Raw genomic sequence first — 24,622 nt, 5'->3', positions numbered from 1 at the left:
TTACATCAAAAGCGAATTTTAGGAAATCTTTATCCTGCCCTCTTTTCGCCGACACCGCTCCAGGATAGACTCCAGCCTGGCGATCTCCTCGGGAGCGCCCAGGGCCTTCGCGCACTCGCTTGGCTCAATTCCCAGCAGAAGACTCAGGGCAAATGAAAGGCGCTGGGCATGGCAATTGGCGGCATTCAGGACATGCCTGACTGTTTGGGTTGAAAACACCTCGTCGGCCCAGCCGCCCTGCCCTTCCAGGTGCGCCCAGTCACTGAGGATGTTGAAGATCCGGGAGCAGTCATTGGTCATTGGCTGCTCGCGAATCTCGACACAGTCACGCCGACTCAAGTCCACTCATCCTGTTTGGCGGCGCCCGCCCGCGCCGGCAATTCCAGGGCAATGCGCAAGGCTTCGATCGCCTCGGTGGTTTCAGCATGCGGGACGCTGATCTTGATCTCTTTCTCCAGCAGCCAGTGCCCGTAGGTGCCAGCTGATTCGGTGAAGGCAGTTTTCTTGCCGACGCAGTTGAGGGCATACCACAGGGTGCGGTTGCGCCCCTTCAGCCAGCGGAACGATGATGGTGCCAGGGTGGCGCCATCGCGGGCGGCTTCCAGGAGGGTCATGAGCCCGGTGTAGGTGAAAGCATGCCTGGCCAATCTGCTGTCGGCCATGATGTGACGCAGCGTGTTTTTCAGATCCTTGTTGGAGACCATCGAACGGATGTCCGACTCCTTGACTTTGAGCGTGGCGCCGTGTTTCTTGTACATCCCGTCGATCATGGTGGTCAGCATTTCAACCAGCGCTTTGTGGGAACCAAAGTCCTCCTGCAGCTTGACCTGAGCTTTGGGCAGGGTCTTGATGTCCAGGGCGGCCAGGGCTTTCTTGTCGGTAGGAATGAGCTTGTTCGCGTTGCGGTGCTCGGTAATCTGCGCGACATAGTCCATGAGGATGGGCAATACCTCAATGCGCTTGACCAGGATCTTGCTTCTGAACAGATCCGCCAGCTTCTTCTCGTCTTCATTGAGGCGGTTGTGACCCATGTACAGGCTGCCCAGCTGCTTGTCGAAGGCCTTGCGACACAGGTCGTCATTGAAGCCCTGCTGGCCATCCCAAATGGCCTTGCGCAAGGACGCATCGCGCTTGGCTTCCTTGTCCAGGCCCACGGGTGGAACGCACTGGGCAAATTGACGCTCGGTCATTGCCATCGAGTACTCGTAGCTGTCCGGGTCATCCGGGTAGAAATCCAGCGGGGTCAGCTCCGGGTGCACGTTCAAGAACATCCGGTTGTTGGGAAACGCCCTGGACATTTTCAGCAACAACGACTCCATGTTGTATTTGTTGAAGGAGACGTTTTCCGAGGCCAAAAATAGCTTGGCACCGGCAATGGCGAGGAAGCCGCCTGGCAGCCAGTTGAAGAACTTCACATAAATGTTGTCGAACCCGCTGATCATCGACGCCGTCATCAAGGTTGGCTTGGTGTCCAGGAGGAAGCGAAGCCCGGCGCCGAAATCGACGCCGATCAGATTTTCCACGGCATGGGGCACGGTGAAGGCGAATAGCGAAATTTCGGCAATCCTCACCCACCGCCACATCGTTGCGTATACCCAGAAATTGTGGCTGATCAGCCAAAAGGCCAGACAAACCAGGACGACGATCAGAAACGCCCACATCTCCATGTTGGTGTCTGAAGCGCCCGCTCCGCGTTGAGCCATGACTATTCCTCTCTCATCATTTGAAGTCTTTGTAGGGGATCCATGAAGTCGTCATCATCGTCTTCATCGGGGTAAGCGGCGTTGTCTGGGGGCGATGGCAGCAGGGTTTCGTAGGTGCCTGCGAGCTCCACAACTCCCTCAGCAGGCTCTTTCGGGCTTATCGGATCGGGCTCTACAGCCGGTGGGTGCTCAACCCGCAGTGGCGGAACCGGGAGGCCTGCGGGTGCTTGTGCCGCTGTCCCTGGCGGTGGAGTTGAACTCAGCGCTGGCACTTCGGCAACGGGGATCGGTTTTTGTCGGGCTTTTGCCTCTCTACGCACGGTGCGCACGTCGGGGTTGCGCGCCGCAAACCAGGCTTGTTCACCACTCTCCTGACGCAGGACGACACGAGCCCCGATCATGAGCATTTGCAGCAAGGCCTGGGCCTGACGATTCCGGCCTTCAATACCCTCCAGATACTCCAGGAGTTCAGCATGACTGGGGTCAGCCTCGTACAGACTAATGACCTTGCGATGGCGCATTACTTCTGCCCCATCGCAAATTCGGCGTACTTGAGCATGCCTTCGGCGTTGGCAAATGCGGCATCTTCCAGCAGCACCTGTTGCTCAAACCAATCTGCCAGGTGGGGCCTCAGGAACTCGCTGGTGCCGCCGATGAAAAACACCGTGTCAATGTCACCGGACTTCTGCAGTTGGCGCATGACGGTGGCCTTGATACTGTTCAGCACCGACATCGTTGCCGAATCGACGATTTCGCCGACGACATGCAGTTTGCCTTTGACCTTCACCTGGCGGGTGGTGAGCGCTTGTTCGACTTGCTCGTCAGTCAGGTCGACACCGTTGAAGAAGTCGTACAGACGATCCTTGAGGGCGGTGACGATTTTGATCATGCCGATTTCATCGGTGGTGGAGCGATCTCGATCGAGCACCCAGTCCTTGACCACAGCTATATCTAGCGTGCGACCACCAATATCGATGATTGCTGTGCGCTCAAGGGCCCTTTCCTTGACAATGCTCAGCTTGCCCTCAGGATTGCGCTGGATGACGTAGTTGACCCAGCCGGCGATCGCCTCAGACAGCACATCATGCCGCTTGATGACTGCCGGGGCATACCCATCCACACCTTTGACATCGTAGATTTTCAGGTTCTTCTTTTTGCGCCCGATAAGATCCTTGTTCAGGTCGCCGTTGAGGTAGAAGCGCTTGAGTGGAAGTCCGGTGACAATATCCAGGGTATGCGACTGGTTAAGGCCGAGCTGGCGCAGCGCATGAGCCACAATGACACGGTTTTGGGCACTGGTTGGATAGCCATCATAGGCCGTATCTTCAGCCGCCTCGATATTGCCAACCGAAAACGGGCCGTCCTGGGTCAGGTAGCTGAACACGCCGCTTTTGGCGCCGTTGAGCGAGATCTGATTGGACAGGCCGCTCATGGCCCTGGAGGGTGTGGAGATGCGCAGTCCATTGGATACCACAATTTTCGTCTCGCGGTTGCCGTCATCAACGCCCGCGAAAAGGTGATTTTCTGACATTTTTTATTCTCGTTATCAGTCAATATACGTAATACTAAATGACTCTGGTATCACCTTCAACCAATAACGGGCAAAGCCAAGCAATATATGAGATAAGCGGACTAGGCTCTCCCGGCGCTGGGTTTCCTGCGCATGCCCCTTAATTCGCCGACCTGCTATTGAGCTCGTCGCTCGCCGGAATGTAATGCTGTCTAGTTGCCAGAGCGGTCGAGCCGTCCCTGGCTTCTCGCGAGCTGATGTGGGCAGTTACAGGCCTTCGCGCTTGACGCGATAAGGCATGATTTCACACCCATAATTCCTGAATGGACATTCCAGGCAACCCTTGCAAAAAGCATCGTTCGACCTGGCCTCCTTGGTCAACGCTCCGACTTCCAGCCGCTTGTCATCGGAAATCCCAAGAATGCGCATTTGGTAGCCATAGAGGTTTTTTCTACCGGCGCTCGCTGTCACCCAGCCTAACTCGCGCAGCTTCTTCGAGACCCACTCAGGCTTCATCCATACCAGGGGCTTACTTTTGATGGGCTTCTGCCCCATGGCCTGACGGAGGCGGAGCATGACCTCCACCACACTGATCGTTCTGGCCCCTTCCCTCGCGCATTGCTCAATCACATAGGCCAGAGCATCGGTGGCCGAACGGAATGTGATCTTGCGCTCTGTCTGCTTCTCCAGCGAGCGCTCAATCGCCTGTTCTGCCTCCGCCAGGCCTGACAGCTTGGCCAGCACCCTCAGCGGTGCGGCAATTTCCTGTTCACGATCGGCGCTAGCACCAAACAGATTGCGGTAGCCATTGCTGACGTCGTTGACATGGTCAAAGGCCCAGCAATGCAACTCATTTCGCAGCGTATGCAGTTCATCGGAACTGAGCTCGTGTCGGGCAAGGAACGGATCCAGCTGATCCTTGGGGATAAGCTGGGTGGATATTTGAATCATCCGTGTTCCCAGGATCCGATCGACTCCTGTGGTATTCGAGACAATTTTGACCCCAAAGAAATTTACGATCTCGGTTTTCTTGCGGTCATTCGTGATCACCTTGTTGGCGGAAGCTTTCTTATAGCTCACCTTCAACACTTGCACCATTTCTGAAAACGATTCGCGACCGGCGCCCGACGCTCTTGCCCCAATGGATTCCAGGTCGTCAATCACTACCAAGCCTTTGGCTTCATCCATCAGGCGAATCATCGAGGAGGGGCTGGTCTTGCCGATCATGACCGCATTACAGGACACATCTGTCATGGCTTTGCCCAGGTCGCTCTTTCCTGTGCCACCTTCTCCATTGAGAAGAATCAAAGGCACAGCATCGAAGATGGCTTGGACATAGGAGGTGATGCAGGAAAAGGTGAGCACCCAGTAATCATCAGGATCCGGAAGCCACACTTTGGCATGCAGGTGCTGGTACACACGCCTGGCTAGGTGCCGCAGGCTCTGCGGGGTGTAGTCATTGGCCAGGTAGCGTTGTATCGAATCCCATGACCAAGTCGACTGAAACCCTGCAATGGGTGGTTTTTGGAGCAAGGTGCCATCAGTCAGGCGACAAATATGCGACTGGCGCCCCTTGGTGGACTTGGTTTCGATCACATTTAGCAGTGTGCGGTCGGATCGCACCACCACCACATCAATCGATTCGCTGCCCGCTTGAGCTACTCCATCCACGACATGCGGGGTGGAAACCAGGGTCTGCACGGAATAATAGAGGCAGCCTCGAAGAAAGGTGGAGCCCAAATCCACCGGGGCATAGGCCGCACGCGTGGGTAGTAGCTCAGCGGGCTCCACTGGCTCCGGTTCGCTTGCCAGGTGATTGCCTGAGAGCTTTTCAAGGCGGTAGACCATCCGCCAGATCATGAGCTTGGCCTGTACAGCAGCAAGTTCGGCCTGACTCCCCTTGCCCTCCAGATTGCTCACGACGGTTTCAACAACCGAATCCCAGTCTTCTGCATCGAACAAGTCCGAGGTGTTGTCATCCTCACCGAGGTTGGCCACTTTCAACAGTTGATCCAGCGCTAACAAAGCGATGCCGGCCTCGGCCAGACCGAAACTGTCGATTGCTTTATCTCTGAGCGTTCGTCCGGTGATCATCTTGATGTCCAGGTGTGGATGTGGCAGTCGAAAGCCCGGATTTCGTGGCTTTGCGGTGTCTCCAGTTAGAGTCCAGATATCATCACATAAGCAGATATCTTCGTCCAGTGTTGTCCAACATGATTCCTGCTTAACTAGCAGTGATTGACCGTTAAACCCCGTATTGATTGGCTTAGTCTTTTAAGATTTTCTAAAGGCTTAAACTGGACAACAACTGGAATTGAGAAAAAAGCCTGCATAATCAATGACTTAATGGTGTTTTAGTCCGGTTCTGCTGGTTTATAGCTGTGATCTGAAAACCTGCTTAATTTGATGGTATCAATGTGCCATCACTTGCACTGTGTGCTCGATTGAGTCTTGAAAAGACCATGGATGTTCATGCTTGTTGACCCTTCCCCTGCCATGCGATGCAATTTATTGATGGTTTGTTCTAGTCTCCCTTTTAATGAAAGGAACATCTCGTTCAGGCCTGGGCAACGATCTGCGGCACTCGCCGGCTCACCGCTTCGTTTCCACAACATTTACTGCGACTTGCGTCGGAGGGACTGGGCTACCCAGGGCGAGATCGTAGCCCCTTTGCTTGTTTTCGAGAGATCCTGAATCACCGTCTCCCTGGTCAGGCTTTATAGGACAGGCCATCAATCTAGCTGGCTATCGTTTGTGCTCGTTGAGTTGCTCGGTTATTGCGTGTCTATGCAATCGATTTGACTGTCTAGGATGCCCAGCTGTTCTGGGCCAATGTGACACGGTTGTACTGGATTCAGCTCTAACCTGCACGACAGCAGTGATCAGTGAGTAACATCAATGCCCACAAGATTGACCCAATTACTTGCCGGGCATCCCTGTGAGATTCAGGGGCTGCTCAGGGCGCCCTCCCCGCTTTCATTTTTAGAGTGTTTGCTTGACCCAGCACTTTGCTTCGCTTATGGCTCTTGCCGGTGACGCCAGAGAAAAGACGCGTCGGTTGCGTTCAGCTTTAGCATATTGATGATTTGCAATGCGACCGCAGTCCAGGACTCATCATTGGTTTGCTCGGCGTCTCCCTTGTGCTTGTTAGTGGGCCTCGCTTGATAATACTTGGGCAAATTTTGCCGCTGATTCTCATGCTCTAGCCTCCCATGGAGAGCTGTCTCAAGTGCTTCATCCTGGATGTTTAATGCCCTGAGTGGAATGCCCTTTCAAGGCACTTCCCCCCCTCCCCTCCCCTTCTTGCATCTGCTCTTCCGTGCACGTAATAGGGGTCAGCGGTTGGGTGCCATCAATCCCTCGACACCGCCGACCGCTGGACAAGATGACGAGACGATGCGCACCTGAAGCCTATGGTCAGGTGCGTGAATGATTCGGCTGCGCGCAACATCCAACGATTTCCCCAATTTGGGGTTCCTACCAGGGTAGTCGTTTGTCTTATCTTCGGGCATGAAAAATTTCGGTCTGCTCCGTGAGTCGTTACCACCCTGCTTTGCGGTAGCGCACTTTCGTAAACCGCCTCCGCATCGGCAGCCTGTATGGCATGTTGGCCTTTGTGGTGTTGGCGTGGATGTGAATAACCCCAAATTGGGGTAATGGAGTCGTCATCAATCTTGCCTCGAATCTGTTCCTGCCCTTCCGATCTTTTGTGGGTCGGGCCTACGAGCGACAGACTTTAGTTTTAGAGTTGATGCTTTACCCCAATTTGGGGATCCGCAGGTGCAGTCGATTACTGCTTGTCGTATCAGCTATGGTCAGTGTTGTTAAGTGGTGATTTTGATGTGAGTCACCCATCCCAAATTGGGGTGCTCCCCAATTCGCAACGCCGACTGCCCTCTTGTAGCACTTCCTCGGACATGCTTGGCACCATGCGCCATCGAGTCATCCTTAGCTGAAACTAAAGGGGGCAGCCACCCCAAATTGGGGCTCCATCCTGCACCCTGTGGCAGGTCACCTAGCTTCTCAGGCCGGCTGATCCGACAAGCTATCTGTGCTGGTCTTGGCGCAAGCCCAAATTGGGGTAATGCGCCACTCGCTACAACTACGGGTAATCGCCTGATCTCACAGCTTCCCCGCAGGCTTGCCACGCCCTTCCGTTGGCTGTAACAGTCGAGTTGTCAGCTGATCATAACCACCCCAATTTGGGGTTGCTCAGTTTAGGAGGATCGATGGTGGAGTTCTGAGGATAAACCCAGCCGAGATTTTATCAGGGCGGTGAGTCTATCGTCTGCCGCGTATGCATTAACACTGACCTCCCCAAATTGGGGGAGCCGTGGTATCAGGCTCCGTGTGCCGGCGACCATCTACTTAGCGCAGCGAAGGCGCTGACTTCTCAGGGCTTATCCTCTCAGCGTCATCCCCAATTTGGGGGTGGAGTAGGTTGACGGTCGTGACCTGAGTGCTATCAACCAGTCCGCAGCCAAACCAGATCCGGCCTGTCAGCCTCTTGCCCAAGTCGCCTTGGAATGTGAGTACTGGCTAGCCCTATGTCCCAAATTGGGGTGATCCGCTCTGCGCCAGGTAGGCTTCATTGTGAATGGTTGCCTGAGTCCGCTCAGGGGAAGGCTATCCACCGGGAGCATTTCTGTCGTCAGCCATTTGCCTAGATTTGACTCTCCGAAGTTTGCCTGGTCACCGGTGTTTCTTTCGGTCAGGCTCTGCGGCGGGTGTCACATTGCAGCTTTGAGTCATCTAGCATGTTATCACTGCCGTCTTTGTCTGCTGGGCAATCCCCAATTTGGGGGCTAGCCTTCCTTCACTATATCCGCCTAACCCCGCGCACAGGCAGCCGATGCTTATGGTGCTTGAAGTCGCTGTTCTGCAAAGCGACCCCTTGAGCCATCTTGATGTCCACTCGTCTAACTGTCCTGCAGATCGCACCCCAATTTGGGGTGGCATGCGTAGTCGCTTAAATCTGGGCGCCAAGGTGTGATGGAGAAGTCTGATGCCAGGCGCGCACAATAGCAGGGGGGGAGGGCAGGCATTGCTCATAACTGACTGAGTCGCAGGCGAATCGTCCCGGCAAGGTCGACGCTAGACCCCTTAGACAGTCAAGAATGACGAAAGCAAATTTGGGGATGAGGCTTCGGGGTGCGGATGGCATAAGGCGATCATGTGAGTCGAGACGAGCGCCAATCCGAGCACGCCAGGCACCTGTTCGAACAGGGATATGCATCCCCAAATTGGGATGAGCCTGCAGCTATGAATTGAGTTGGGCTGACGATGCGGATAGCCCCCCGATGCCAGTAGTCCTAGACCTATCCGTAGGCGCTCGCCAAAATTGTTCATTCGCGTGCGTGGGTCACCCCAAATTGGGGTTAACACTAGACTGGGAGTGACCCTTCTCACCCTCGTGATTGCTACTGAGCTACTGTTATCGACCCTGCATCTGCACGAAGATTGGCAGCCTTTCGTTCCGGAACTAAAAGATCAGGGCCCGGTAGTTGAATTCCACAGGGAGTAACGTCAAAGCGTATGTCAATGCTCCAGCAGGCCTGAACCCCAATTTGGGGCGTGATTCACAGATGGCTTATTGGGCGTCAAACAGCAATGACTGAGGCGGCTTTGGCAATTTTGGAGGGGACCTCAGTGCACTTGAATAGTGGAAGGGTGAAGCTTGTCAGAAAATTCCACAACAAAAATCCCTGACTTCCGCTTGTATTCCGAACTTGCACGTCTATCATCTATTGGGACTTGGCTGGCATCTTTGCAGGAACTACCCCAAATTGGGGAGAGCACCTTGACCCTGGGTAGATGACTCGGTATCTTGTCACTCAAGGCTTGATTTGGATGAGAATGGTTCTCAACTGTGAGGGGGTGGCAATGAAGCAAACGATGGTAATAAGCCTGGTGAACCACAAAGGTGGCGTTGGTAAGTCCACCAGCTCGATCAACTTAGGGGCGGCCCTGGCATTCGCCAATAAGTCAGTGGTGATTATCGATGCGGATCCGCAGATGAACACTACAACGCATCTGTTGCCGCACCTGGTCGGCCTTGAAAGCACCGTGACTCTGTCGATGCTGCTGTTCAACCCAAGCGTTGAAATTCAAGATGCTGTCCAGGAAACAAACGTTCCGAACCTATACATGATCATGGCTGATCGGGATCTAGAAATGCTGCTGGAATCCAACAAGCACCGCTGGATGAAGCCCTTTGAACTCCTGAGCGATCGCATCGCGCTGCTCGACGGAGAAGTTGACTTCATCATTATTGACTGTCCACCGAACTTGGGGCTGGCAGTCGAAAACGCCCTGGTTGCTTCAACCCATTTCATCACGCCAATCGACGACTCGGCCTATTCCGAACTGGGTCTAATCCCGCTTGAAGACAACATGCTCAGGAAGGTGTCCCAGGTCAACAAGGGCCTATCGTGCCTTGGCGTGCTGCCGGTGATGATGAAGAAAGGTACTGCGCTCGACAGCAACATTCAGGATAAGGTGACATTTGGCAACATGAAGATGCCTAAAATGGATATTTCCATCCCATTCCGCCAACAAGTACGCAACAACACCCATACGGGCGAGCTGGTCGCCAGCGCCGTGGCCAGGACGGACATCGCCAAAGCCTACAAGGCCTTGGCCAACTTTGTCATTGCCAGTAAGGAGAAGTGGTTGAACCAAGCAGGGGAGGGGGTCGCATGACCATGAACTTGAAAGATAAATTGACTGCCAAGAGTGCTGATCTGATCGGTAGGATCGCGGAAGTATCGAGTAATCTGCATGAAGAGCCCAAGCAGTGGGAGAAAATCCATACCCTGGACTGCTCGCGGATCTCGCCTAACCCTTATCAGTACCGGTTGTACTTCTCCGAGGAAAAAATCATAGAGCTGATGGAGGCATTCGATAAGGATGGCCAGCTACAGCCGATTGGTGTTCGCCGCGTTGGAGACAACTACCAGATCATCTTTGGCGAGCATCGCTGGCGGGCCGCTACCCGGCGAAATGGAAAGGTTTTGGCCATCATCAGAGAAGTCACTGATGAGCAAATGGCCTCGATGTGCTTTGGTGAAAACAAGCAGCGCTCGAACCCTTCGGCTTACGAAGATTACCGGGCCATTGTCATCCAACGGCAAATGGGTAAGACGCCGAAAGAAATCATGGCATCCCTGCAGCTGAGGAACCAGGATTACTACAAGCTCGATGCCTTCTCTAAATTTCCTGAACCAGTCATCCAGTATATCGAAAAAAACCTGACGGTCATTGGGAAGACCGAAGCAGAGGCCCTCAGCCAGTTTTTGACTGATGACAAGGGTCGTTATGATTCAGGAAAATTCACGGAAGTTGTCCTGGATGCCATGGACAGGTTTGTTCACGGCAACATCAAAACCAGAAAGCAGTTGATTTCTTACGTTGAGGCCAATCTCAAAATCAAGACCGAAAAGCCCGCGAGGACTTCGCCTAAAAGAGTTGATTTGGAACCAAAGTCAGAACCCGTCAGCTTTGAGGGCAAACCGGTTGGGACACTGACACACTCATCGACAACACTAACGTTGTCGTTGAACAAGGAGGAGTTGCCGCAAGACAAAATTCAGGAATTCCACGATTTCGTCGAAAAATTCCTGAAGTCCTGAAGCAGGGCCGCTTAGGCGGCCTTTCTCCGCTTCGAATCGGCGGCAACTGCCAGTGCCAGGGCATCAATCATCTCCGCGCCATAGCGCGCACGGAGGAGGGTGAAGGCATGGTGCTGCTCATTGTTGCCGTACGCTTCAGCGAATCTCATCCGCAGGGATCTGGCCTTGCCACATTGGCGTGAGAAATACGCCTTTGACTTCATCAACGCATGGTTGACACGTCCAAACCAATCCTTCATCTCGTTCGCCCTGGGCGCATTCAGCGCCATCTGGTTCAGCATTGACGATTGATCCTGGAAGGACGATTCGAGCTTGCGGTAACAAGTCTCAATCGACTGAAGAATGACGGCAGGGCAGTCGTAGCCTTCGACCTTAAAGGCTTGGCCTGCCAATTCATGCTGAAACTCAGCATTCATTTCCGGGTGGAGGAGGGCAAATGCCTCCAAAACCCGAGTTTCGAAATGGAGTTGTTTTCGAGCCTTGGTGACCGCTTCAGCATCCATGATCCGGTAGCGAAGCATGGCTCTAGCAAAACGAAGCTCTTCAAGCCTCAGGTGGGCGCCAGGGACAGAATTAGCGAGGGTGGAGCCAGCCTGCAGAAACTCGGCAATTTCGGATTCTACCTCCTGTTCCTGGGCGATAAGCTGCCCCTGAAGCCTGATCAACGAGGAAAATGGAGAGTTCAGCAAATCCATGGAGAGCATCCTGTGTCAATATACGCTTAAATTAAATCGCAATTCTGAACAATATACAAGTAAATCGTGTTGAAACGGCTAAAGCTCCCTGCCAATCTGTACCTGAAATCTCGCATGCAGGGGGACATAATAATGGATAGCCCTAGACTAGACGCCACCCAGCTCAATATTGGGCCTGATAATGGCGCGATTATGGTTACCCACAAGCCTAAATTTTTCTGGGTTGATCTTACAACTCGGCCTGGTATCGCGCTGACTTATGCGATTGATACCAAGGATTGCTGGGGCCCAAAAGGCTTTGATCCGAGCAAAGCTGTACTGGACAAGCAAATGCCACGACCGCTGTCCATGAAGACGTTTGCTGACGAATTCATGGTGTCTGATATCGATGATGCAGGGAAATCCGGCGTCTATTACATCCAGACAGGAGTGCGATACGCCGTGCGGATGGGCTGCGATTTCTGCGTGCACAATTTCGACCACACCGAATGGCCCAGTGGCAATAAGGGTGATTGGCTGGTCACCAACGGCGAGATGAAAATGCCCGTCTCCGCCAAATCGTTCGAGCAGAAATTCGTCAGGGTGGATTCGTTCAACGCCATGCTGAAAATGGATGGGCCAAGCTGGGCGCGTGATGATTTTGGGTTGCCGATGAAAGATCAGCGCCGGATGCCTGCTCCGGACAACGTGGTGCCTTTCAGGCGCAGGGAAAGCGCGGTATCGCAGCTAGGGCTCTAACAACCCCGGCTGCGACGGAGAGAAGGCTTAGAACTTGTCTTTGAAGGCCTTCAGCGGTTTTGCGCTCGGAACGATCTTTTCAGGGATCTGGATCGCTGCACCGGTCGCGGGGTTTTTGCCGGTGCGGGCCTTACGGGTGACCAGTTTGACGGTGGCAATGCCTGGCAGAGTGACAGCTTGATCGTCACTGGCCTTGATTTGTGCCACCAGCACATCCGGCAGGCTTTTCAGCACAGCCTTGATGGAGGCTTTCGGCAGAGAAGTCGCTTGGGCGAGATCGTCAATCAATTGTTGTTGGCTCATATTACATCCTCATTGGTCATGCGCAGAGTGCGCTTTTCATGGCTGCCAGGGAAAGCTTGGCAGTTTTATCAAAATCGTATCGGCTGATGTCATGATCGGTAAGGTAGTTCGAGGCACCGTCGTACACCTGATGTTCGCCAATTTTTATGAGTAAAGCAGCTTTTCCGAGGGCTGGCAATCGCTCAAAGGCCTGGCCCACGCGCTGGATTTCGGTTTGCATGATAACCAGATCCTCGACGCTATGACCATGGTTTTCACTCACCGTGTCCAGAGGCAAGACATCCGTCATCTCAAATAGACTTGTGGCGAGGGTAAGGTCGATATCCAGGCTTTCGCTGATCGCCTCCAAGCTGTATTTCTGGGAAAGCCCGCGCACCTTCCAGGCCAGATCGCGCATCCGGGTCGGCATGGACAGCTTGATCAGGGAGCTTCGCAAAAAACGCTCGATGTAGGCGCGTATCCAGGGCACAGCATAGGTCGAGAAGCTGAAGCCCAGTTCCACATTGAATTTCTCCAGTGCACGATACATACCCATCAGACCTTCCTGGACGATGTCATCATGCTCAGAGGACAGCCTCGGGTTGCAAAGGTAGCATTGAGCGATTTTGGTAACCAGTAGTCGGTTCTGAATCAGGAAGATATTCTGGCTACGGCGACAGCCCTGCTTCGCTGCCATGAAAATTTCCGGCTTGCTACGGGTTCCGAATGCACTCATGACCATCCATCCTTTCGATCAGTTTTTTCGAATATAATGTAAATTGACAAACTGTCAAGGCCTGGATATATTTTTCTCGTTGTATCCCCCCTTTCTTCTAATTCATAGTGAAGAAAAGAAATAATTTGAAGTGGTCAAAAAATGGCTCGCGAAAAATCCAAACACCGAAAAGCGGCAGCGGCTACAGAGCTTGTCTATGGTTTTCCTGGAAACCTGTTGTCGAAATGGGAAGCGGAGCTCATTGATGAGAACCAGGGCCTCTACAAGGTGCACCGTAAGAACGGAAGCACCCGCATGGTCAAGCTCGATCAAAGCATCGAAACGCTGAACGGATCCACCATCGTGTCAAAAAACCCTAACGGCACCCTGATCGTTGGCGAGCACAGTGTGCTGATCGGGCGGAATCTCAAGCATGGGTTTCAGGCACGGGCCATGGGCAGGGGTAGCGTGACGTTCCTGCTCAAAAGTGACGACGATAAAACCCTGGGGAAGGTGACTGTCGGTCAATCCTTCAACGGCGTCCCGGTGACCTTGATTGCCCCACATCTGCTCAAAGTAGGTGAGGACATCTATCCTGTTACACCGAAACTGCAGGAAACCAAGCTGCTGGTGTATAAAACACCGCTGGAGAATGGCTACCTGTCTTATATCAACGTGATAGAGCCAGACAACCCTAGGAACGGCGACGATGGCACGCCGGGCACCTTTGTACCCCCTGCGTCGCCACAAGACCCTGGTATGTTCTATGAGGAATTTGCTGGCCAGAAAGTCCTGACTGGCCAGTTCTGGCTAGAGAAGGGCGATCAGCGACTGACCTTTCACGGTCGCGATGGCGCTACGGCCCTGGAGGAAATTCGGGTCAAGAAAACCATGCAGGCAGCGCTGGAAATGGCGGTCTCCGTGGGCATCGACCCCATGGAGTACCACGAATACAAGGAAGCCCACGATCAACTTAAGGTGCTGCAGGAGCGCTGGATTAAAAAATCTATGTATGTGCTCGATGGGGCCGAAATTTTCAAACCCCACGACATGCGTGCCGTCATCCAGTCTGGCATGGGCTTCTGAAGCCTTGGGGCTAAGCCAAGCCCCTTTTCGCTAGGAAGCCTGCGAGGCCCTTCGGTTTCTTTCCTGGCGCCTGTGGAGGTGCTGCAGGCTCCATCTTATCCACGATGACTTCTGGCTGCTCCAGCCCGTCAGCCTCAGCGCCAGAAGTCAGCATTTGTGGCTCCAATTCGGGCTCAAATTCAAGCTCAGGCGAGGGTTCTGATACCAGCGCCGGCTCACCCACGCCCAAAAGCTCCATGACAGGAGCAGAAACTGGTGGTACAGCAGGAGTGCCGCCCTCTGGCACTGCCATTTCAGCTTCCGCAGGCACCATGGAAGCATTGCCTGATTCGATTGGGGTGGGCTGCATTTCCGATTCCGGGGTCAATACAGGCTCGTCATCGCTGCCAAAAGCCCAGGATGCATCCGGCTCATCCAACGCGACTTCCGAAGGATGGTCGTTAACAGGATCCAGGGCGGGCTCATCATCCATTACCATGATCATGACACCACCGTCCTCACACGCTGTGGCCTGCTCACTTGGCGACTCCACGATAATTGCAGCGACTGGCGCTGGAAGCTGTGCTGGGGCAGGTTTGTTGTCAAAATCAAACGCCTGATCGGCAACGGATTCGCTTGAGGCGGGCATAGCGGAGCTGAGCTCCGGCACCAAGCTTGGAGGCTCGCTGTCAACGCCGGGGGAGGGCGAGACTTCAGTGATGTCATCGACAATCACCAGTTCGTCGAGCATTTCCGGGTCAGTGGCAAATGTGAAGGTGCCAGCATCAAGCGCCGTAGTCTCCTGCGGGGCATCTGGATCAGATTCTTCGACCGTCAGGTCATGCAGCATCGGAAGGTCATTCTCATCGATCAGTACCCTGGTCGGTTCAAACCAGCTTGGGAAGAACATCGGAGCCTTGAAATTAAGCCCAGCAGCGATCTTTTCTACCACTTCGCCTGGTTCATCGCCCGCCTCGCCAACAACCTGCGCCAGGAAGTCCCCATGCTCATTGAGCTTCATTGCTGGCCCCATGGGGCCGCCCAAAGGGTGAACCCTAAGCAGCAAGGGGCTGCCATCGTGCAAACTTTGAGAGGCCGCCAACAGTGAAAGCTCAGCACGCCCGCCAGGGTAGTACTGCTGCTTCAGCTTTTGGAAATTCTTGGGCTCGCCATAGAACTTCTTGAAAACCTGGCCGGCGATATGGCATTCAACGGGCATGATCACCAGGCTCACGTCGTCGCCGATACCTGCAAGCTCTGGAATCAATTTGTGCAGCCAAGAGACGATTTCTGCGCCGTTTTGATAGCGCCTGTCTCTTGGGTTCCAGATGGGAATCAGCTCCGCGTCAATTTCGGGCAGGTACTTACCGCTGCTCAGTCTTGCTCGTACAAAAACACCGGTCACAGTGCTGTTGGTACCGCCCGTGTTGATGACATCAATGATCCACTGCTCCCAAGCTTTGGTGTCTGCGCTTGGAAACATCCGGGTGCGGGCATATTGGTAAAGTCGAAGAGAGTAGGCGAACCGCGTGGCGTCATTGAGGTCTTGTTCAAGCCTGACCACTCGGGCTTCCCAGCCAATCGGCTTGGCTTGCTGCAGGGCCTCGATGTCTGTACGGATGCCACGATTACGTGATGTTTCTTCGGCAACATGAATGCGACCGATGCCGATAATAGGGGCAGGAGAGTCACCATCAGCCACCAGGCGGTACGCCCAGCGTGCAATATAGCTGGTAATGCCTTTTCGGTTTTCCCCGTCAGGTTCGCAGCCTGTAAACAGAAGGATGCCCTGTCGATTTGTCGGAGAATTGTCGGGGGTGGCAATGCACGCATTCTTGGCCCCATAGTCTTCCCGCGCAAACTCGGCGATGCTCGGCGTGCCATCGCGACTGGCATATTTGCTGGCCACGCGCAGCTTTACGTTGACCTCCTCGCCGTCTGCAGTGACCCCTTGCACCGAATGCAGAGACTCGTCCCCGCGCTTGTTGTAGCTATGGGGGTACAGGATGATGTTCTCAGGGGATGACGTATTGCTAGGCATCGGTTGTCAATTTCCGTTTAAATCGTTAGACTGCGAGCCCATTTAGGCCTTTCCAATATTCTATGCAGTACAGGGTGAAAAATCCATGCGCATTCCTGATGAGATTGCTTCGCTGATCAGAGATCAGTTCCCGGCCTTCGATCAACGGGCAGTAGCACGGGAGCTCATTGACCTGATGCTGATGGCCCAGACGCCGGGCGAAATACCGTTCCAAAGCCAGGAATTGTCGCGCTCATGGGGCGTGGACGAGGCGCTGATCTGGGATGTGGTGAATGCCCTGACCGTGAAAGGGGTGATAGAGGTCTGCCAGGGAGTGGTTTCCAATGTGCTCATCTGCGTCGGCTTGAAGTCCTCGGCCAGCGCCGTGAAAAAACGCTCCAAGCGCCTGGACATGGATTCGGTCAAGAAAAAAGCGATCCAAGCACGAGCTGCCGACCTCAAGCTCAAGGATGTCGGGCCTGCGGCCATCACGGAAATTTCGCGCCGAATCCCCTTTGAAGAGCGCAACATCGAACTGGACATGGGCTTTCAGGGGTGGCTGCCAACCGCGCTGTACGGCCTGGATGGGGCCATCTTCATCATCACCCCGGATCAACGCCAGCAGCTGGAGCTGGAACACCCGACCGTGGACATGCAAGCCGCTTTCGCGCTGATGTACGATGATCTCAGGTCGGAGCGTCAATCCAGACCCACCGTGCCGAATGCCCCTTACTGGATTCGGGAGTGGATCAAGAAACACGGTGCAAACCTGGCCCGGCAGCAGGACGATGAAGCGCCTAACCTTGAAGACATGGTAATCGAGGCAGAATATTGATGAAAATCACCATTCCCCAGGAGTTGGCGGCGGAGTGCCGCACACTCGCAATGCAGGTCGAGCGTCGCTACGGAACCCCCATGTTCCGAAAAATGTACGGGGAAAGTACCGCCTACGCCAACGATTGCGCGCTTGGCTTCATGCGCTCGAACATCGATGCTCAATGTGTAAAAAATATCCGCAGTTGGCTGCTTCAGGGTTTGAAGCCATTTGCTGAATACCCGCCGAATCTTGAAATGCTGATCCAGATAGGTCGTGTCCTGAAAATCTGTCCTGTCACCGATGGGCAAGTTCAATATGCCGAGTTCTGGTACAAGCTCGATGCCCACTTCTGCCAGGGGTATGGTCGCTTCTGGCGATTGGACAGCACCATTGAAAGCCTCCAGCGTGAACGTGTCTGGCTGGCAGAATTCGAAAACGTTCAGGCATCCATCGGCGAGCTGGAGCAGGCCCTGAAAAAAATCCAGGCAAGCACAGTCTTCCGAAGCTTCCCGCCATCCCTGGAGCAGTTCAAGGGAGCGCTACTGTCGCATCGAAAGGGCGGGGCACCGCTGGTCGAAGATGCCTGGCTGTTGGCGCTTAGTGTTCGCCCTGGTCAACCGCTGCACCCATTGATCGTCAAGGCCCGCGCCAGGATCAGTGCCTTTGACCTGAACACCAATGGGAAGAGTCGTGAAAACGAGCAGCGTTTCAAGGATGCCTACTTGAGCCTGTTGGTATCGGTGGAAGACAATGAACACTGGGATTTGTCAGGGGTGGTGCAGGAAGAAGAGGTTATTGAGTATGCCTCTACTGAAGACCTGCTAAGTACACTGCGCCAGTTAGGCAGCTAGACCACCCAGGCTGGCAAGGGTCGGATGTCGTCCGACCTGCAGACGCAATGTCACTGCTGGCCTGCATCCTTCACACCCAAATGCCGTTTCAGTCGCGCCACTCCAGCCGCTTCCAGTTGACGCACCCTTGAAATAACCACGCCCAGCGTCGCAGCAAGCTCCGCCAGGGTCTTTTTGGGGTCTTCCAGGTGCCTGGCAATGACAATGAGGCGCTCGCGCTCAGGTAAGCTGGCAATGCCTTGTTCCAGGGCCTGGTATTGGCTCTCGCTGTACTGAGGGTCTTCATCCGGCACGCAGGCTTCCTCCAGCACATCGAGACTGCTGGCGCTCAACGCGGTGCTGCTGGCATACCAGTAGGCGATCAATTGGCACAACCTGAACCGGGTAATCCCCGATTCTTCGCTTAGCAAGTCCAGCAGTTTGCAGGAGATGAGTTCGCCTGCGCGTAGATGCTTTTTGAGGTCGCGCAGTACCGAGGTTTCTTTGCGCGATAGGCGGGGCTTGTCAACAGCCGTTTGAGTCAGATAGGTGAGCAGCCGTCTGCGCATACATAACCAAGCATAGTGCGCAAATTTTTCCTGCATGTCCTCACGCCATTCGAACGTGGCTTCCCACAACCCAAGCTTGACCTCCTGCAGTGCATCTTCGGTCAGATCAGCGTTGTAGCAATAGTCTCTCACGAGGTCGGCGGTAAGGTGCAGATGAGCCTGCCAGAGGCGCGTTTGATGGCCAGAATCGATCAAGAGAACATCCCAAATGCATCGTTTGACTCAATATACGGTTAAATGTATGCTCTCACGACCTCGCAATGCTGGCAATCACCAATTTACGCCTAAAGGAACCGAGCCATGTTCTTCAAGAACCTTAATATTTACCGAATGGGCGAAAAGGTCGACCGTGAGCGTTTGGTCGGATTCCTGGACGCAAACCCCTTCAATCCGTGCCACAAATCCCAGGAAAGAAGCGCAGGCTTCACCGAGGTGGTGGGGTTGAACGAACGCGTCTTCACTGTCAGTGGCTACCACCTGTTTTGCCTAATGGTCGAGGAAAAAAAGGTTCCCCCGGCAGCGATCAAAACCGCCTTGAACAAGGAGGTGCAGGAGCGCGAGAAAAAGGAGGGTCGGAAACTCAAGCGAGACGAAAAGAAAGCCTTGAAAGAAGAAATCAAGGCTCGCTTGCTGGTGAATTGCCCACCTCAGGCCAAAGAAACCTGGGCCTACGTTGATACCAACACCCGACTGCTGGTGATCAACTCCTCGTCCAGAAAGACAGGGGACGCAATTGCCCAGGCAATTCGCGGGGCAATGGAATCCAACGTGTTGTATCCCGTTCGTCCGCAACACGAAGTGTCCAAAATGCTCACCTTGTGGGTCAGTGAGGACAAGGCGCCACAGCCGTTTGACCTTGGTCACAAATGCACGATTGGCGACGGTGATGGCACCATCGGATATCGCAATCGTGATCTTGCTGACGAAAAGCTCCAGGAGTACTTGCGCAACAACCTGTTTGTCTCGGAGCTGGCGCTGACCATGGGTGAGCGCAATTCTTTCACCTTGACCGAAGACTTCATGATCAAGGAGTTCACCCTGAGCGAGATCGCTATGGCGGATCACGACTCAGGTGGCGGCGAACCTATGGAAATTCTACAGGCCGACGTCATTCTGATGGCTGCCGAGGTGAATGCTTTGCTGGAACACCTGCTTAACTCGCTCGGTGGTGAGGCAAGCGGCGAAGAAACCCAGCTTGAAATGGATCAAGAATCGCAACTGGACGAGGAGTGAAATCTCGTTCACGCACCTCGCTTTACTTGGATATTGACATGAAGTTGTTTAAGATAGCTTGAAATGACCAACACCCAAGGTTCAGTCCAAACGACGTGCAATGGCACCTGTGGCTGCTGTGACCATGATGAGGCTGGAAATCCTCGTGGTTCCTAGACTGATGTCGATGGATTATCGCTGAGGTTCATCGCCATGAGCATCATACAATCGCGTTTTCCTTGCGGTGGGTTGAATTTCCAGGAGCGCTTTACAAATGAGTCTCGATTTAGATAGAAATTGTGAAAACCCAGAGCGTGCCAACGACAGTACCAGCGCCATCAAGATTCGTATGGCCTTGCGTGAAGCGGAACATTCCGAGCTGGATGTCACGTTTGTCCGGGCGTCGGCGGAAGGGTCAAGACTCTCAGGATTTGTCAGCTCCTGGCTTGCCGATCCTCGCAATCACCACGAAGGCAAGTTCCTGCTGATGGGCAGGCCAGGTTTGGACAACGACGGGTTCAGAAATCACCCTGAATTCAAGTTCACAGAACTGTCGGATTCCGTAAAGATCAAGGACTTCTCAGAATTTTTGCTGCTTGGCAAAGAGGTGCTGATCGTCGATATGCGTGGCGAAATCAGCATCCATCGGATCAAGCAGCATGTCGACCTGGGGGTGAAGGCGGTTAAGACTTTGCGCCGCATCGGCCTTCTCGAAGCACAAAGGGCGAATTGAAATGAAGAACCAGCTCTTTCTTCTGATGATATTGGCGGCATCTGCTCATGCACAAGCCGAACAGAACCCGTTCCTGCCACCGCAAATGCGCCAGGTGACTGTTACATCAGAAGGGGGCTACCCATCCTCTCCTTCGGGCGTTCCAGGCGTTTCCCGCACAGGTAGTCCGATCGTAGATCCCGTCGCCCAGCGCAAAATGAATGATCTCGCAGGGGCGAGGATGGTGGCGATCATTGATCGACAGGAAGTCTGGTACAAACCGGAACAGGGCCTCTATGTTCGCTACCCGGCTGACGGCACATCGATCAGCACTCTTGAAGCCCCCAAGCCTTCGGACGATATCCAGCAAATCAAGCAAGCCATCGCGCCTCAAGCGGGCAAACCGACAACAAAAAAAGACGCCAAAGGTAAAACATGGTAATCCACAAATGCTTCAAGCTGACGGCCTTGGCTATCGTGATGGCCCTGACTGGCTGCTCCGGCAACAGGATCCCAGAAAGCTCGGAAATGCCATCGCGGGGCGCGTTGACCGACGATATGCGCAAAGCCTGGGCTACCGAAACCCCAGCCATTCGCACCGTTGGCCTGGGGCATGGGTTTACCATTGAGGCGCCGCAGTCCATCCCCACGGCAGTGGCGAACAAGAAAGTTGAAGTCATGTTCAGCAAGGACTCCACCCTCGACGATCTGGGCGCAGTCATGAGTCATATGGGCTTCTACCTGGTTGTGCCCGACGACGCCCTTCGTCAGAAAAAAATCGTGATCTTCAATTTCCAGGGGCGGTTTGGTGATTTCCTCAACGCCATATCCATCGCCCACGGCCTGTCCTTCAGCTGGCTGCCCGGCAACATCCTGATGGTAACCGAAAGCAAGCCGTACATTCTGCAGATCCCGCAGAATGCGGGTGTGGCAAAAGCGATCGAGGACAATATCACCGGACTTGGCGCAACGGATGTCAAGGTGTCGATACAAGCAGGCACCATCCAATATTCGGCGAACCACCAGAATCAGCAGCGCATCGCAGAAATGATCGAGAAAATGGGGATCAACGCCTCTCTGGTCTCGATGCAAGTGGCGATCCTGAACACCGCGATCGACAAGGAGCGCAACACCGGTTTTGACTGGAGCTCGCTAAAAGCAGGACTCGGTGCCCTTGGGCTAGCCAATGACGAATCGGACGCCAGCGGTGGCACTGGTTCGGGCAATGGCCTCACCAATGGCAATAGCTCCGTAGTTGGCAGCACTTCCACCGACACCGATGGCTCCGATGGCTCCTCCAGCAGCCCCAGTGGGCGCACAAGCGGCTTGTACCTGGGGCTTGGAAAAGATGGCTTGCAGGTCAATATCGGCTCGGGCAATTTCAGCTTCCTGTCGGCGTTCAACCTCCTCTCGACCTATGGCGAGACCAAGACAACCCAGTCTGTCTCCATGGACACCATTTCGGGTGAAGAGGTTTCAATCAAGTCGGGGCAGAAGATCCCCTATATCGACTCGATTGGCGTCAATACCGGCAATGGGTACAACAGCAACAACAGCAATGGCTACTCAAATAACAGCCTGGGGTCAACCAGCGTCAAGGACGTGGATATCGGCCTTGAGTTGAAACTCAACCCTTACTTCGACTACCGAACCCGGCTGGTTTCGATCAAGGTTGATTTGAAATTGAGCTCACTGCTGCGTTTTGTCGAACTTTCGGCGGGCAACCAGATCGGCACCCTGAGCCGACCACAAACCCAAGAACAGGCCTTTACCGACAACGTGAAGGTCAGGGCCGGTGAAAGCCTGATCATTGGTGGTTTGACTTACGATCAAATCACCGACACCCGCAGCAACCTGGCGGTAATGGACACGAAGGACACCGCTTCAAAAGAATACAAGATATCGCGAACCGCCATGTTCATTCTGATTCGCCCTACTGTGACCGTCTTCTTGGCCAAAGGAGCTAAATATGATTGATAAGCGCCTGGAGCCAGGTTTCCCCCTGGGGGAGGATGAGCTCATCGAGGTATCACCACGTATTTCGGGAAGATTCGGTGGATTAAACATTGATCAGGGGATCAGCGAAGATTTTCAGACGCGCTTGGCGCAAGCGACTGAGGCAGATTTTACTGAAGAGCTTCCTCAGTCAGCGTCAAGGCAAGAGGGGTTCCCAGCAGCAACCAATTTGAAAGGGCGGCACATGGGTCGCACCAGGGGTATGATGGAGCGGTTCATGCGCTGGGCAGACCCCCTGAACCACCCTGTGGAACCTGAATCGCCTGAAGACCCTGCGAATTGGCCGAAAAAGCTTCACATGGGATTCATGTCCGAAGTGAAGCGCAAAGACCTGCTGCGCTACATTGGCGAGTGGGTCATCGACAACGCCGAGTCGAAGACGGCCTGTTTCTATCAAATTGTTCCATGGTCAGGCGGCTTTGCCTATGAAGTTCAGGAGGGGGGTGCCGGCTTTGGCGTCCTCCGCTCGGCCCTGGAAGCTCTCGATACCCAAGGTGAGGTTACGCTGCCGGCCAATGACAGAAATGTCCAGCTGGTGCGCAAGGCGGTCGGTTTTGCAACCTACATGCCGAACGAGCTGGAGGAGCAGGTGATCAGTCCAAATCTTTTCTTCAGCGATCCGCTCAAGCCTGTGTATTCGCGCCACCATGGCCTGATGGTGTCTGGAGTGCTGGCATCCCTGTTTGGCGTGGTGGCTTTCCTCAGTGCATGGTTTGTCGTCTATCAGATTTATGGCAAGGACAAGGTTCCTGTCTACTCCCAATCCGCACATGAACTTCCATGGCAGCAACTTGGGAAAGTTGAGTCCGTGCTGCAAAAACCGGAAGCGTACCTTCACAAACTCACCTATCAAAACGGTGCCTGGAGGGTTGAGGAGAAGAAGGTTGTCCAGGAACAACCTACAGCCGCTCCAGCGCCCCCTATCAACCAGCCTGCAACGAGTGTCGATGCGGCAAGCCAGCGCATTGAGCGTGCGAACATCCTCAATGAGTTGGAAAAAACCATTTCGGAGAGCAAGTGATGAAGCGCACCAATGCACTCTACAACGCCTTGGTCGGGATTGGGGGACTGATGGCATGCGCCATTTTACTGGTGTCTGCCACAGCACTACTGCTGAGCCCGCGCCAACAAATTGCCCTGCAAGATCTGAAGACGAAAAACATTCAGGCCTGCACTACGGCCATGAAGTCTTCAGGTTTCGAGGTGATTCGCGAGGGCAACAGCCTTCAAGCCAAAATGCCTGGACTGAAGGACTACAAAAACAAGTTACTGCAAGGCTCTCTGGCAATCAGTGCCTGCGATAATCTGAAGCTGGTTAGTTACTGCATGGGCACCTGCAAAGACCCTTCCGACCCTAAGGGTGGATCTGTCAATGGGACGTTCCTGAGAATGTCGTATCTGGATCCTGTCCTTCAATAGCCCTGCAAAGCAGACAAAGCCCTCGAATGAGGGCTTTTTTGTGTCAGCAGGGGGAGCTTGCAGCAGGATGACCAAAAATTACCTGCTGTATATCGCAAACAAAACCACTGTCAATATTGATGTAAAGGAGAATCTTGATAAGATGATGACATTCAGAGACGAAAACCCAATAAAAACAACAAGAAAGAGGTTTTGCCCCCATGTTTGCACTGATTATCGCCATCATCGCCATCGCACTGACCGTCTATCTCGCCGTATCCACCCTGTTCTACGGCGGTGATGGCCTGTCCAACGGCTCGGCGCGTGCCATCGCTTCGACCTTCATCAACCAGGGTCAGCAGATCAACGGCGCCCACGTGCTGTACAAGAACGACAACGCTGGCGCTTCGCTGAGCGCAGCCGATGAAACCGCCTCGGGCGCCACCGCTGTCAGCACCGAGCTGACCAAGCTGGTCACCCAGAAGTACCTGTCCAGCGTGCCGACCCCGCCAAAAGGCAACGCCTACCGCATCTCCGACAACCTGTCGGCCACTGTTCCTGAGGCCACTGGCGTGACCGCGAAGGTGATCTACGACACCAGCGACGCTATTCCGGAAGAAGTCTGCACCATCATCGCCGACCAGGCCGCCAACAGCACCGGCACCTTCGGCTGCGTGACCGGCGCCGACGCCAACACCGTCTGGTACCG

The 24,622-nt window shown here is 54.1% G+C and carries 23 protein-coding genes; 13 read left to right on the top strand and 10 right to left on the bottom strand.

Features of this window, described 5'->3' with window-relative positions:
- Nucleotides 1-18: 18 nt before the first annotated feature.
- The 5 genes from ACLCGK_RS06435 to ACLCGK_RS06415 form a co-directional block, all read right to left on the bottom strand.
- Complete coding sequence (locus tag ACLCGK_RS06435) at nucleotides 19-339, bottom strand: hypothetical protein (protein ID WP_056797643.1); 321 nt, start codon at nucleotides 337-339, stop codon at nucleotides 19-21.
- Nucleotides 336-1,703, bottom strand: coding sequence for an IcmP (DotM) (locus ACLCGK_RS06430; RefSeq protein WP_410951534.1), 1,368 nt, complete (start codon nucleotides 1,701-1,703; stop codon nucleotides 336-338). The genes ACLCGK_RS06435 and ACLCGK_RS06430 overlap by 4 nt, the downstream gene beginning before the upstream one ends.
- Before the next feature lie 2 nt (nucleotides 1,704-1,705).
- Nucleotides 1,706-2,224: a hypothetical protein gene (locus tag ACLCGK_RS06425; protein ID WP_410951533.1), complete on the bottom strand. Its 519-nt coding sequence runs from the start codon at nucleotides 2,222-2,224 to the stop codon at nucleotides 1,706-1,708.
- A complete protein-coding gene (parM, locus tag ACLCGK_RS06420) occupies nucleotides 2,224-3,234 on the bottom strand; it encodes a plasmid segregation protein ParM domain-containing protein (protein ID WP_410951532.1) in 1,011 nt (336 codons plus the stop codon). Before parM ends, ACLCGK_RS06425 begins: the two co-directional genes overlap by 1 nt.
- Before the next feature lie 246 nt (nucleotides 3,235-3,480).
- Nucleotides 3,481-5,307: a hypothetical protein gene (locus ACLCGK_RS06415; protein WP_410951531.1), complete on the bottom strand. Its 1,827-nt coding sequence runs from the start codon at nucleotides 5,305-5,307 to the stop codon at nucleotides 3,481-3,483.
- Between the two features lie 3,789 nt (nucleotides 5,308-9,096).
- Here ACLCGK_RS06415 and ACLCGK_RS06410 point away from each other — a divergent pair.
- Together ACLCGK_RS06410 and ACLCGK_RS06405 are read left to right on the top strand one after the other, a co-directional pair.
- Nucleotides 9,097-9,915 (top strand): ParA family protein, encoded by an 819-nt coding sequence (locus ACLCGK_RS06410; protein WP_082476775.1) that lies wholly within the window; start codon nucleotides 9,097-9,099, stop codon nucleotides 9,913-9,915.
- A complete protein-coding gene (locus tag ACLCGK_RS06405; RefSeq protein WP_410951530.1) occupies nucleotides 9,912-10,844 on the top strand; it encodes a ParB/RepB/Spo0J family partition protein in 933 nt (310 codons plus the stop codon). The genes ACLCGK_RS06410 and ACLCGK_RS06405 overlap by 4 nt, the downstream gene beginning before the upstream one ends.
- An 11-nt stretch (nucleotides 10,845-10,855) precedes the next feature.
- On the opposite strand, the gene ACLCGK_RS06400 is transcribed toward ACLCGK_RS06405, so the two are convergent.
- Nucleotides 10,856-11,539, bottom strand: a complete 684-nt coding sequence (locus ACLCGK_RS06400) for a hypothetical protein (RefSeq protein ID WP_410951529.1) — start codon at nucleotides 11,537-11,539, stop codon at nucleotides 10,856-10,858.
- A 132-nt stretch (nucleotides 11,540-11,671) separates the two neighbouring features.
- On the opposite strand from ACLCGK_RS06400, the gene ACLCGK_RS06395 reads away from it, so the two are divergent.
- A complete protein-coding gene (locus ACLCGK_RS06395; protein ID WP_410951528.1) occupies nucleotides 11,672-12,277 on the top strand; it encodes a hypothetical protein in 606 nt (201 codons plus the stop codon).
- Nucleotides 12,278-12,304: 27 nt separating this feature from the next.
- Here ACLCGK_RS06395 and ACLCGK_RS06390 read toward each other — a convergent pair whose 3' ends face one another.
- Together ACLCGK_RS06390 and ACLCGK_RS06385 are read right to left on the bottom strand one after the other, a co-directional pair.
- Complete coding sequence (locus ACLCGK_RS06390) at nucleotides 12,305-12,580, bottom strand: HU family DNA-binding protein (protein ID WP_056797621.1); 276 nt, start codon at nucleotides 12,578-12,580, stop codon at nucleotides 12,305-12,307.
- A gap of 16 nt (nucleotides 12,581-12,596) precedes the next feature.
- A complete protein-coding gene (locus tag ACLCGK_RS06385; protein WP_056797620.1) occupies nucleotides 12,597-13,295 on the bottom strand; it encodes a sigma-70 family RNA polymerase sigma factor in 699 nt (232 codons plus the stop codon).
- Between the two features lie 141 nt (nucleotides 13,296-13,436).
- Between ACLCGK_RS06385 and ACLCGK_RS06380 the strand changes: the two genes are divergently transcribed.
- Complete coding sequence (locus ACLCGK_RS06380) at nucleotides 13,437-14,360, top strand: hypothetical protein (RefSeq protein ID WP_056797617.1); 924 nt, start codon at nucleotides 13,437-13,439, stop codon at nucleotides 14,358-14,360.
- A 10-nt stretch (nucleotides 14,361-14,370) separates the two neighbouring features.
- On the opposite strand, the gene ACLCGK_RS06375 is transcribed toward ACLCGK_RS06380, so the two are convergent.
- Entirely contained in the window at nucleotides 14,371-16,380 is a 2,010-nt protein-coding gene (locus ACLCGK_RS06375) for a hypothetical protein (RefSeq protein ID WP_410951527.1), read from the bottom strand.
- An 85-nt stretch (nucleotides 16,381-16,465) separates the two neighbouring features.
- On the opposite strand from ACLCGK_RS06375, the gene ACLCGK_RS06370 reads away from it, so the two are divergent.
- Both ACLCGK_RS06370 and ACLCGK_RS06365 read left to right on the top strand, forming a co-directional pair.
- Nucleotides 16,466-17,194 (top strand): hypothetical protein, encoded by a 729-nt coding sequence (locus ACLCGK_RS06370; protein ID WP_410951526.1) that lies wholly within the window; start codon nucleotides 16,466-16,468, stop codon nucleotides 17,192-17,194.
- Nucleotides 17,194-18,027 (top strand): hypothetical protein, encoded by an 834-nt coding sequence (locus ACLCGK_RS06365; RefSeq protein WP_056797610.1) that lies wholly within the window; start codon nucleotides 17,194-17,196, stop codon nucleotides 18,025-18,027. Before ACLCGK_RS06370 ends, ACLCGK_RS06365 begins: the two co-directional genes overlap by 1 nt.
- A 50-nt stretch (nucleotides 18,028-18,077) precedes the next feature.
- Here the strand turns inward: ACLCGK_RS06365 and ACLCGK_RS06360 are convergent, their stop codons facing one another.
- Nucleotides 18,078-18,770 (bottom strand): sigma-70 family RNA polymerase sigma factor, encoded by a 693-nt coding sequence (locus tag ACLCGK_RS06360; protein ID WP_410951525.1) that lies wholly within the window; start codon nucleotides 18,768-18,770, stop codon nucleotides 18,078-18,080.
- Between the two features lie 105 nt (nucleotides 18,771-18,875).
- Between ACLCGK_RS06360 and ACLCGK_RS06355 the strand changes: the two genes are divergently transcribed.
- From ACLCGK_RS06355 to ACLCGK_RS06325, 7 genes are all read left to right on the top strand, one after another.
- Nucleotides 18,876-19,808 carry a recombination-associated protein RdgC gene (locus ACLCGK_RS06355; RefSeq protein ID WP_410951524.1) on the top strand — a complete coding sequence of 311 codons (933 nt, stop codon included), beginning with the start codon at nucleotides 18,876-18,878 and terminating at the stop codon, nucleotides 19,806-19,808.
- 253 nt (nucleotides 19,809-20,061) lie between these two features.
- Nucleotides 20,062-20,520: a hypothetical protein gene (locus ACLCGK_RS06350; RefSeq protein WP_056797599.1), complete on the top strand. Its 459-nt coding sequence runs from the start codon at nucleotides 20,062-20,064 to the stop codon at nucleotides 20,518-20,520.
- 1 nt (nucleotide 20,521) lies between these two features.
- On the top strand, nucleotides 20,522-20,941 hold the full coding sequence (locus tag ACLCGK_RS06345) for a hypothetical protein (RefSeq protein WP_410951523.1): 420 nt from the start codon (nucleotides 20,522-20,524) through the stop codon (nucleotides 20,939-20,941).
- Nucleotides 20,935-22,476 carry a type II secretion system protein GspD gene (locus ACLCGK_RS06340; RefSeq protein WP_410951522.1) on the top strand — a complete coding sequence of 514 codons (1,542 nt, stop codon included), beginning with the start codon at nucleotides 20,935-20,937 and terminating at the stop codon, nucleotides 22,474-22,476. Before ACLCGK_RS06345 ends, ACLCGK_RS06340 begins: the two co-directional genes overlap by 7 nt.
- On the top strand, nucleotides 22,469-23,536 hold the full coding sequence (locus ACLCGK_RS06335; RefSeq protein WP_056797591.1) for a hypothetical protein: 1,068 nt from the start codon (nucleotides 22,469-22,471) through the stop codon (nucleotides 23,534-23,536). The genes ACLCGK_RS06340 and ACLCGK_RS06335 overlap by 8 nt, the downstream gene beginning before the upstream one ends.
- Nucleotides 23,536-23,934 (top strand): hypothetical protein, encoded by a 399-nt coding sequence (locus ACLCGK_RS06330; protein WP_056797588.1) that lies wholly within the window; start codon nucleotides 23,536-23,538, stop codon nucleotides 23,932-23,934. Before ACLCGK_RS06335 ends, ACLCGK_RS06330 begins: the two co-directional genes overlap by 1 nt.
- A 200-nt stretch (nucleotides 23,935-24,134) precedes the next feature.
- Nucleotides 24,135-24,622, top strand: a 488-nt coding sequence (locus ACLCGK_RS06325) for a hypothetical protein (RefSeq protein ID WP_410951521.1), incomplete at its 3' end; no start/stop codon positions are given.

This window comes from Pseudomonas sp. S1(2024) (assembly GCF_046557535.1).
This window is presented reverse-complemented; position numbering and strand designations above follow the sequence as displayed.

Excerpts from the sequence above, each read along its gene's own strand:
- ACLCGK_RS06430 (WP_410951534.1), bottom strand. The coding sequence starts at position 1,703 with ATGGCTCAACGCGGAGCGGGCGCTTCAGACACCAACATGGAGATGTGG.
- ACLCGK_RS06425 (WP_410951533.1), bottom strand. The coding sequence starts at position 2,224 with ATGCGCCATCGCAAGGTCATTAGTCTGTACGAGGCTGACCCCAGTCAT.
- parM (WP_410951532.1), bottom strand. The coding sequence starts at position 3,234 with ATGTCAGAAAATCACCTTTTCGCGGGCGTTGATGACGGCAACCGCGAG.
- ACLCGK_RS06415 (WP_410951531.1), bottom strand. The coding sequence starts at position 5,307 with ATGATCACCGGACGAACGCTCAGAGATAAAGCAATCGACAGTTTCGGT.
- ACLCGK_RS06410 (WP_082476775.1), top strand. The coding sequence starts at position 9,097 with ATGAAGCAAACGATGGTAATAAGCCTGGTGAACCACAAAGGTGGCGTT.
- ACLCGK_RS06405 (WP_410951530.1), top strand. The coding sequence starts at position 9,912 with ATGACCATGAACTTGAAAGATAAATTGACTGCCAAGAGTGCTGATCTG.
- ACLCGK_RS06400 (WP_410951529.1), bottom strand. The coding sequence starts at position 11,539 with ATGGATTTGCTGAACTCTCCATTTTCCTCGTTGATCAGGCTTCAGGGG.
- ACLCGK_RS06395 (WP_410951528.1), top strand. The coding sequence starts at position 11,672 with ATGGATAGCCCTAGACTAGACGCCACCCAGCTCAATATTGGGCCTGAT.
- ACLCGK_RS06390 (WP_056797621.1), bottom strand. The coding sequence starts at position 12,580 with ATGAGCCAACAACAATTGATTGACGATCTCGCCCAAGCGACTTCTCTG.
- ACLCGK_RS06385 (WP_056797620.1), bottom strand. The coding sequence starts at position 13,295 with ATGAGTGCATTCGGAACCCGTAGCAAGCCGGAAATTTTCATGGCAGCG.
- ACLCGK_RS06380 (WP_056797617.1), top strand. The coding sequence starts at position 13,437 with ATGGCTCGCGAAAAATCCAAACACCGAAAAGCGGCAGCGGCTACAGAG.
- ACLCGK_RS06375 (WP_410951527.1), bottom strand. The coding sequence starts at position 16,380 with ATGCCTAGCAATACGTCATCCCCTGAGAACATCATCCTGTACCCCCAT.
- ACLCGK_RS06370 (WP_410951526.1), top strand. The coding sequence starts at position 16,466 with ATGCGCATTCCTGATGAGATTGCTTCGCTGATCAGAGATCAGTTCCCG.
- ACLCGK_RS06365 (WP_056797610.1), top strand. The coding sequence starts at position 17,194 with ATGAAAATCACCATTCCCCAGGAGTTGGCGGCGGAGTGCCGCACACTC.
- ACLCGK_RS06355 (WP_410951524.1), top strand. The coding sequence starts at position 18,876 with ATGTTCTTCAAGAACCTTAATATTTACCGAATGGGCGAAAAGGTCGAC.
- ACLCGK_RS06350 (WP_056797599.1), top strand. The coding sequence starts at position 20,062 with ATGAGTCTCGATTTAGATAGAAATTGTGAAAACCCAGAGCGTGCCAAC.
- ACLCGK_RS06345 (WP_410951523.1), top strand. The coding sequence starts at position 20,522 with ATGAAGAACCAGCTCTTTCTTCTGATGATATTGGCGGCATCTGCTCAT.
- ACLCGK_RS06340 (WP_410951522.1), top strand. The coding sequence starts at position 20,935 with ATGGTAATCCACAAATGCTTCAAGCTGACGGCCTTGGCTATCGTGATG.
- ACLCGK_RS06335 (WP_056797591.1), top strand. The coding sequence starts at position 22,469 with ATGATTGATAAGCGCCTGGAGCCAGGTTTCCCCCTGGGGGAGGATGAG.
- ACLCGK_RS06330 (WP_056797588.1), top strand. The coding sequence starts at position 23,536 with ATGAAGCGCACCAATGCACTCTACAACGCCTTGGTCGGGATTGGGGGA.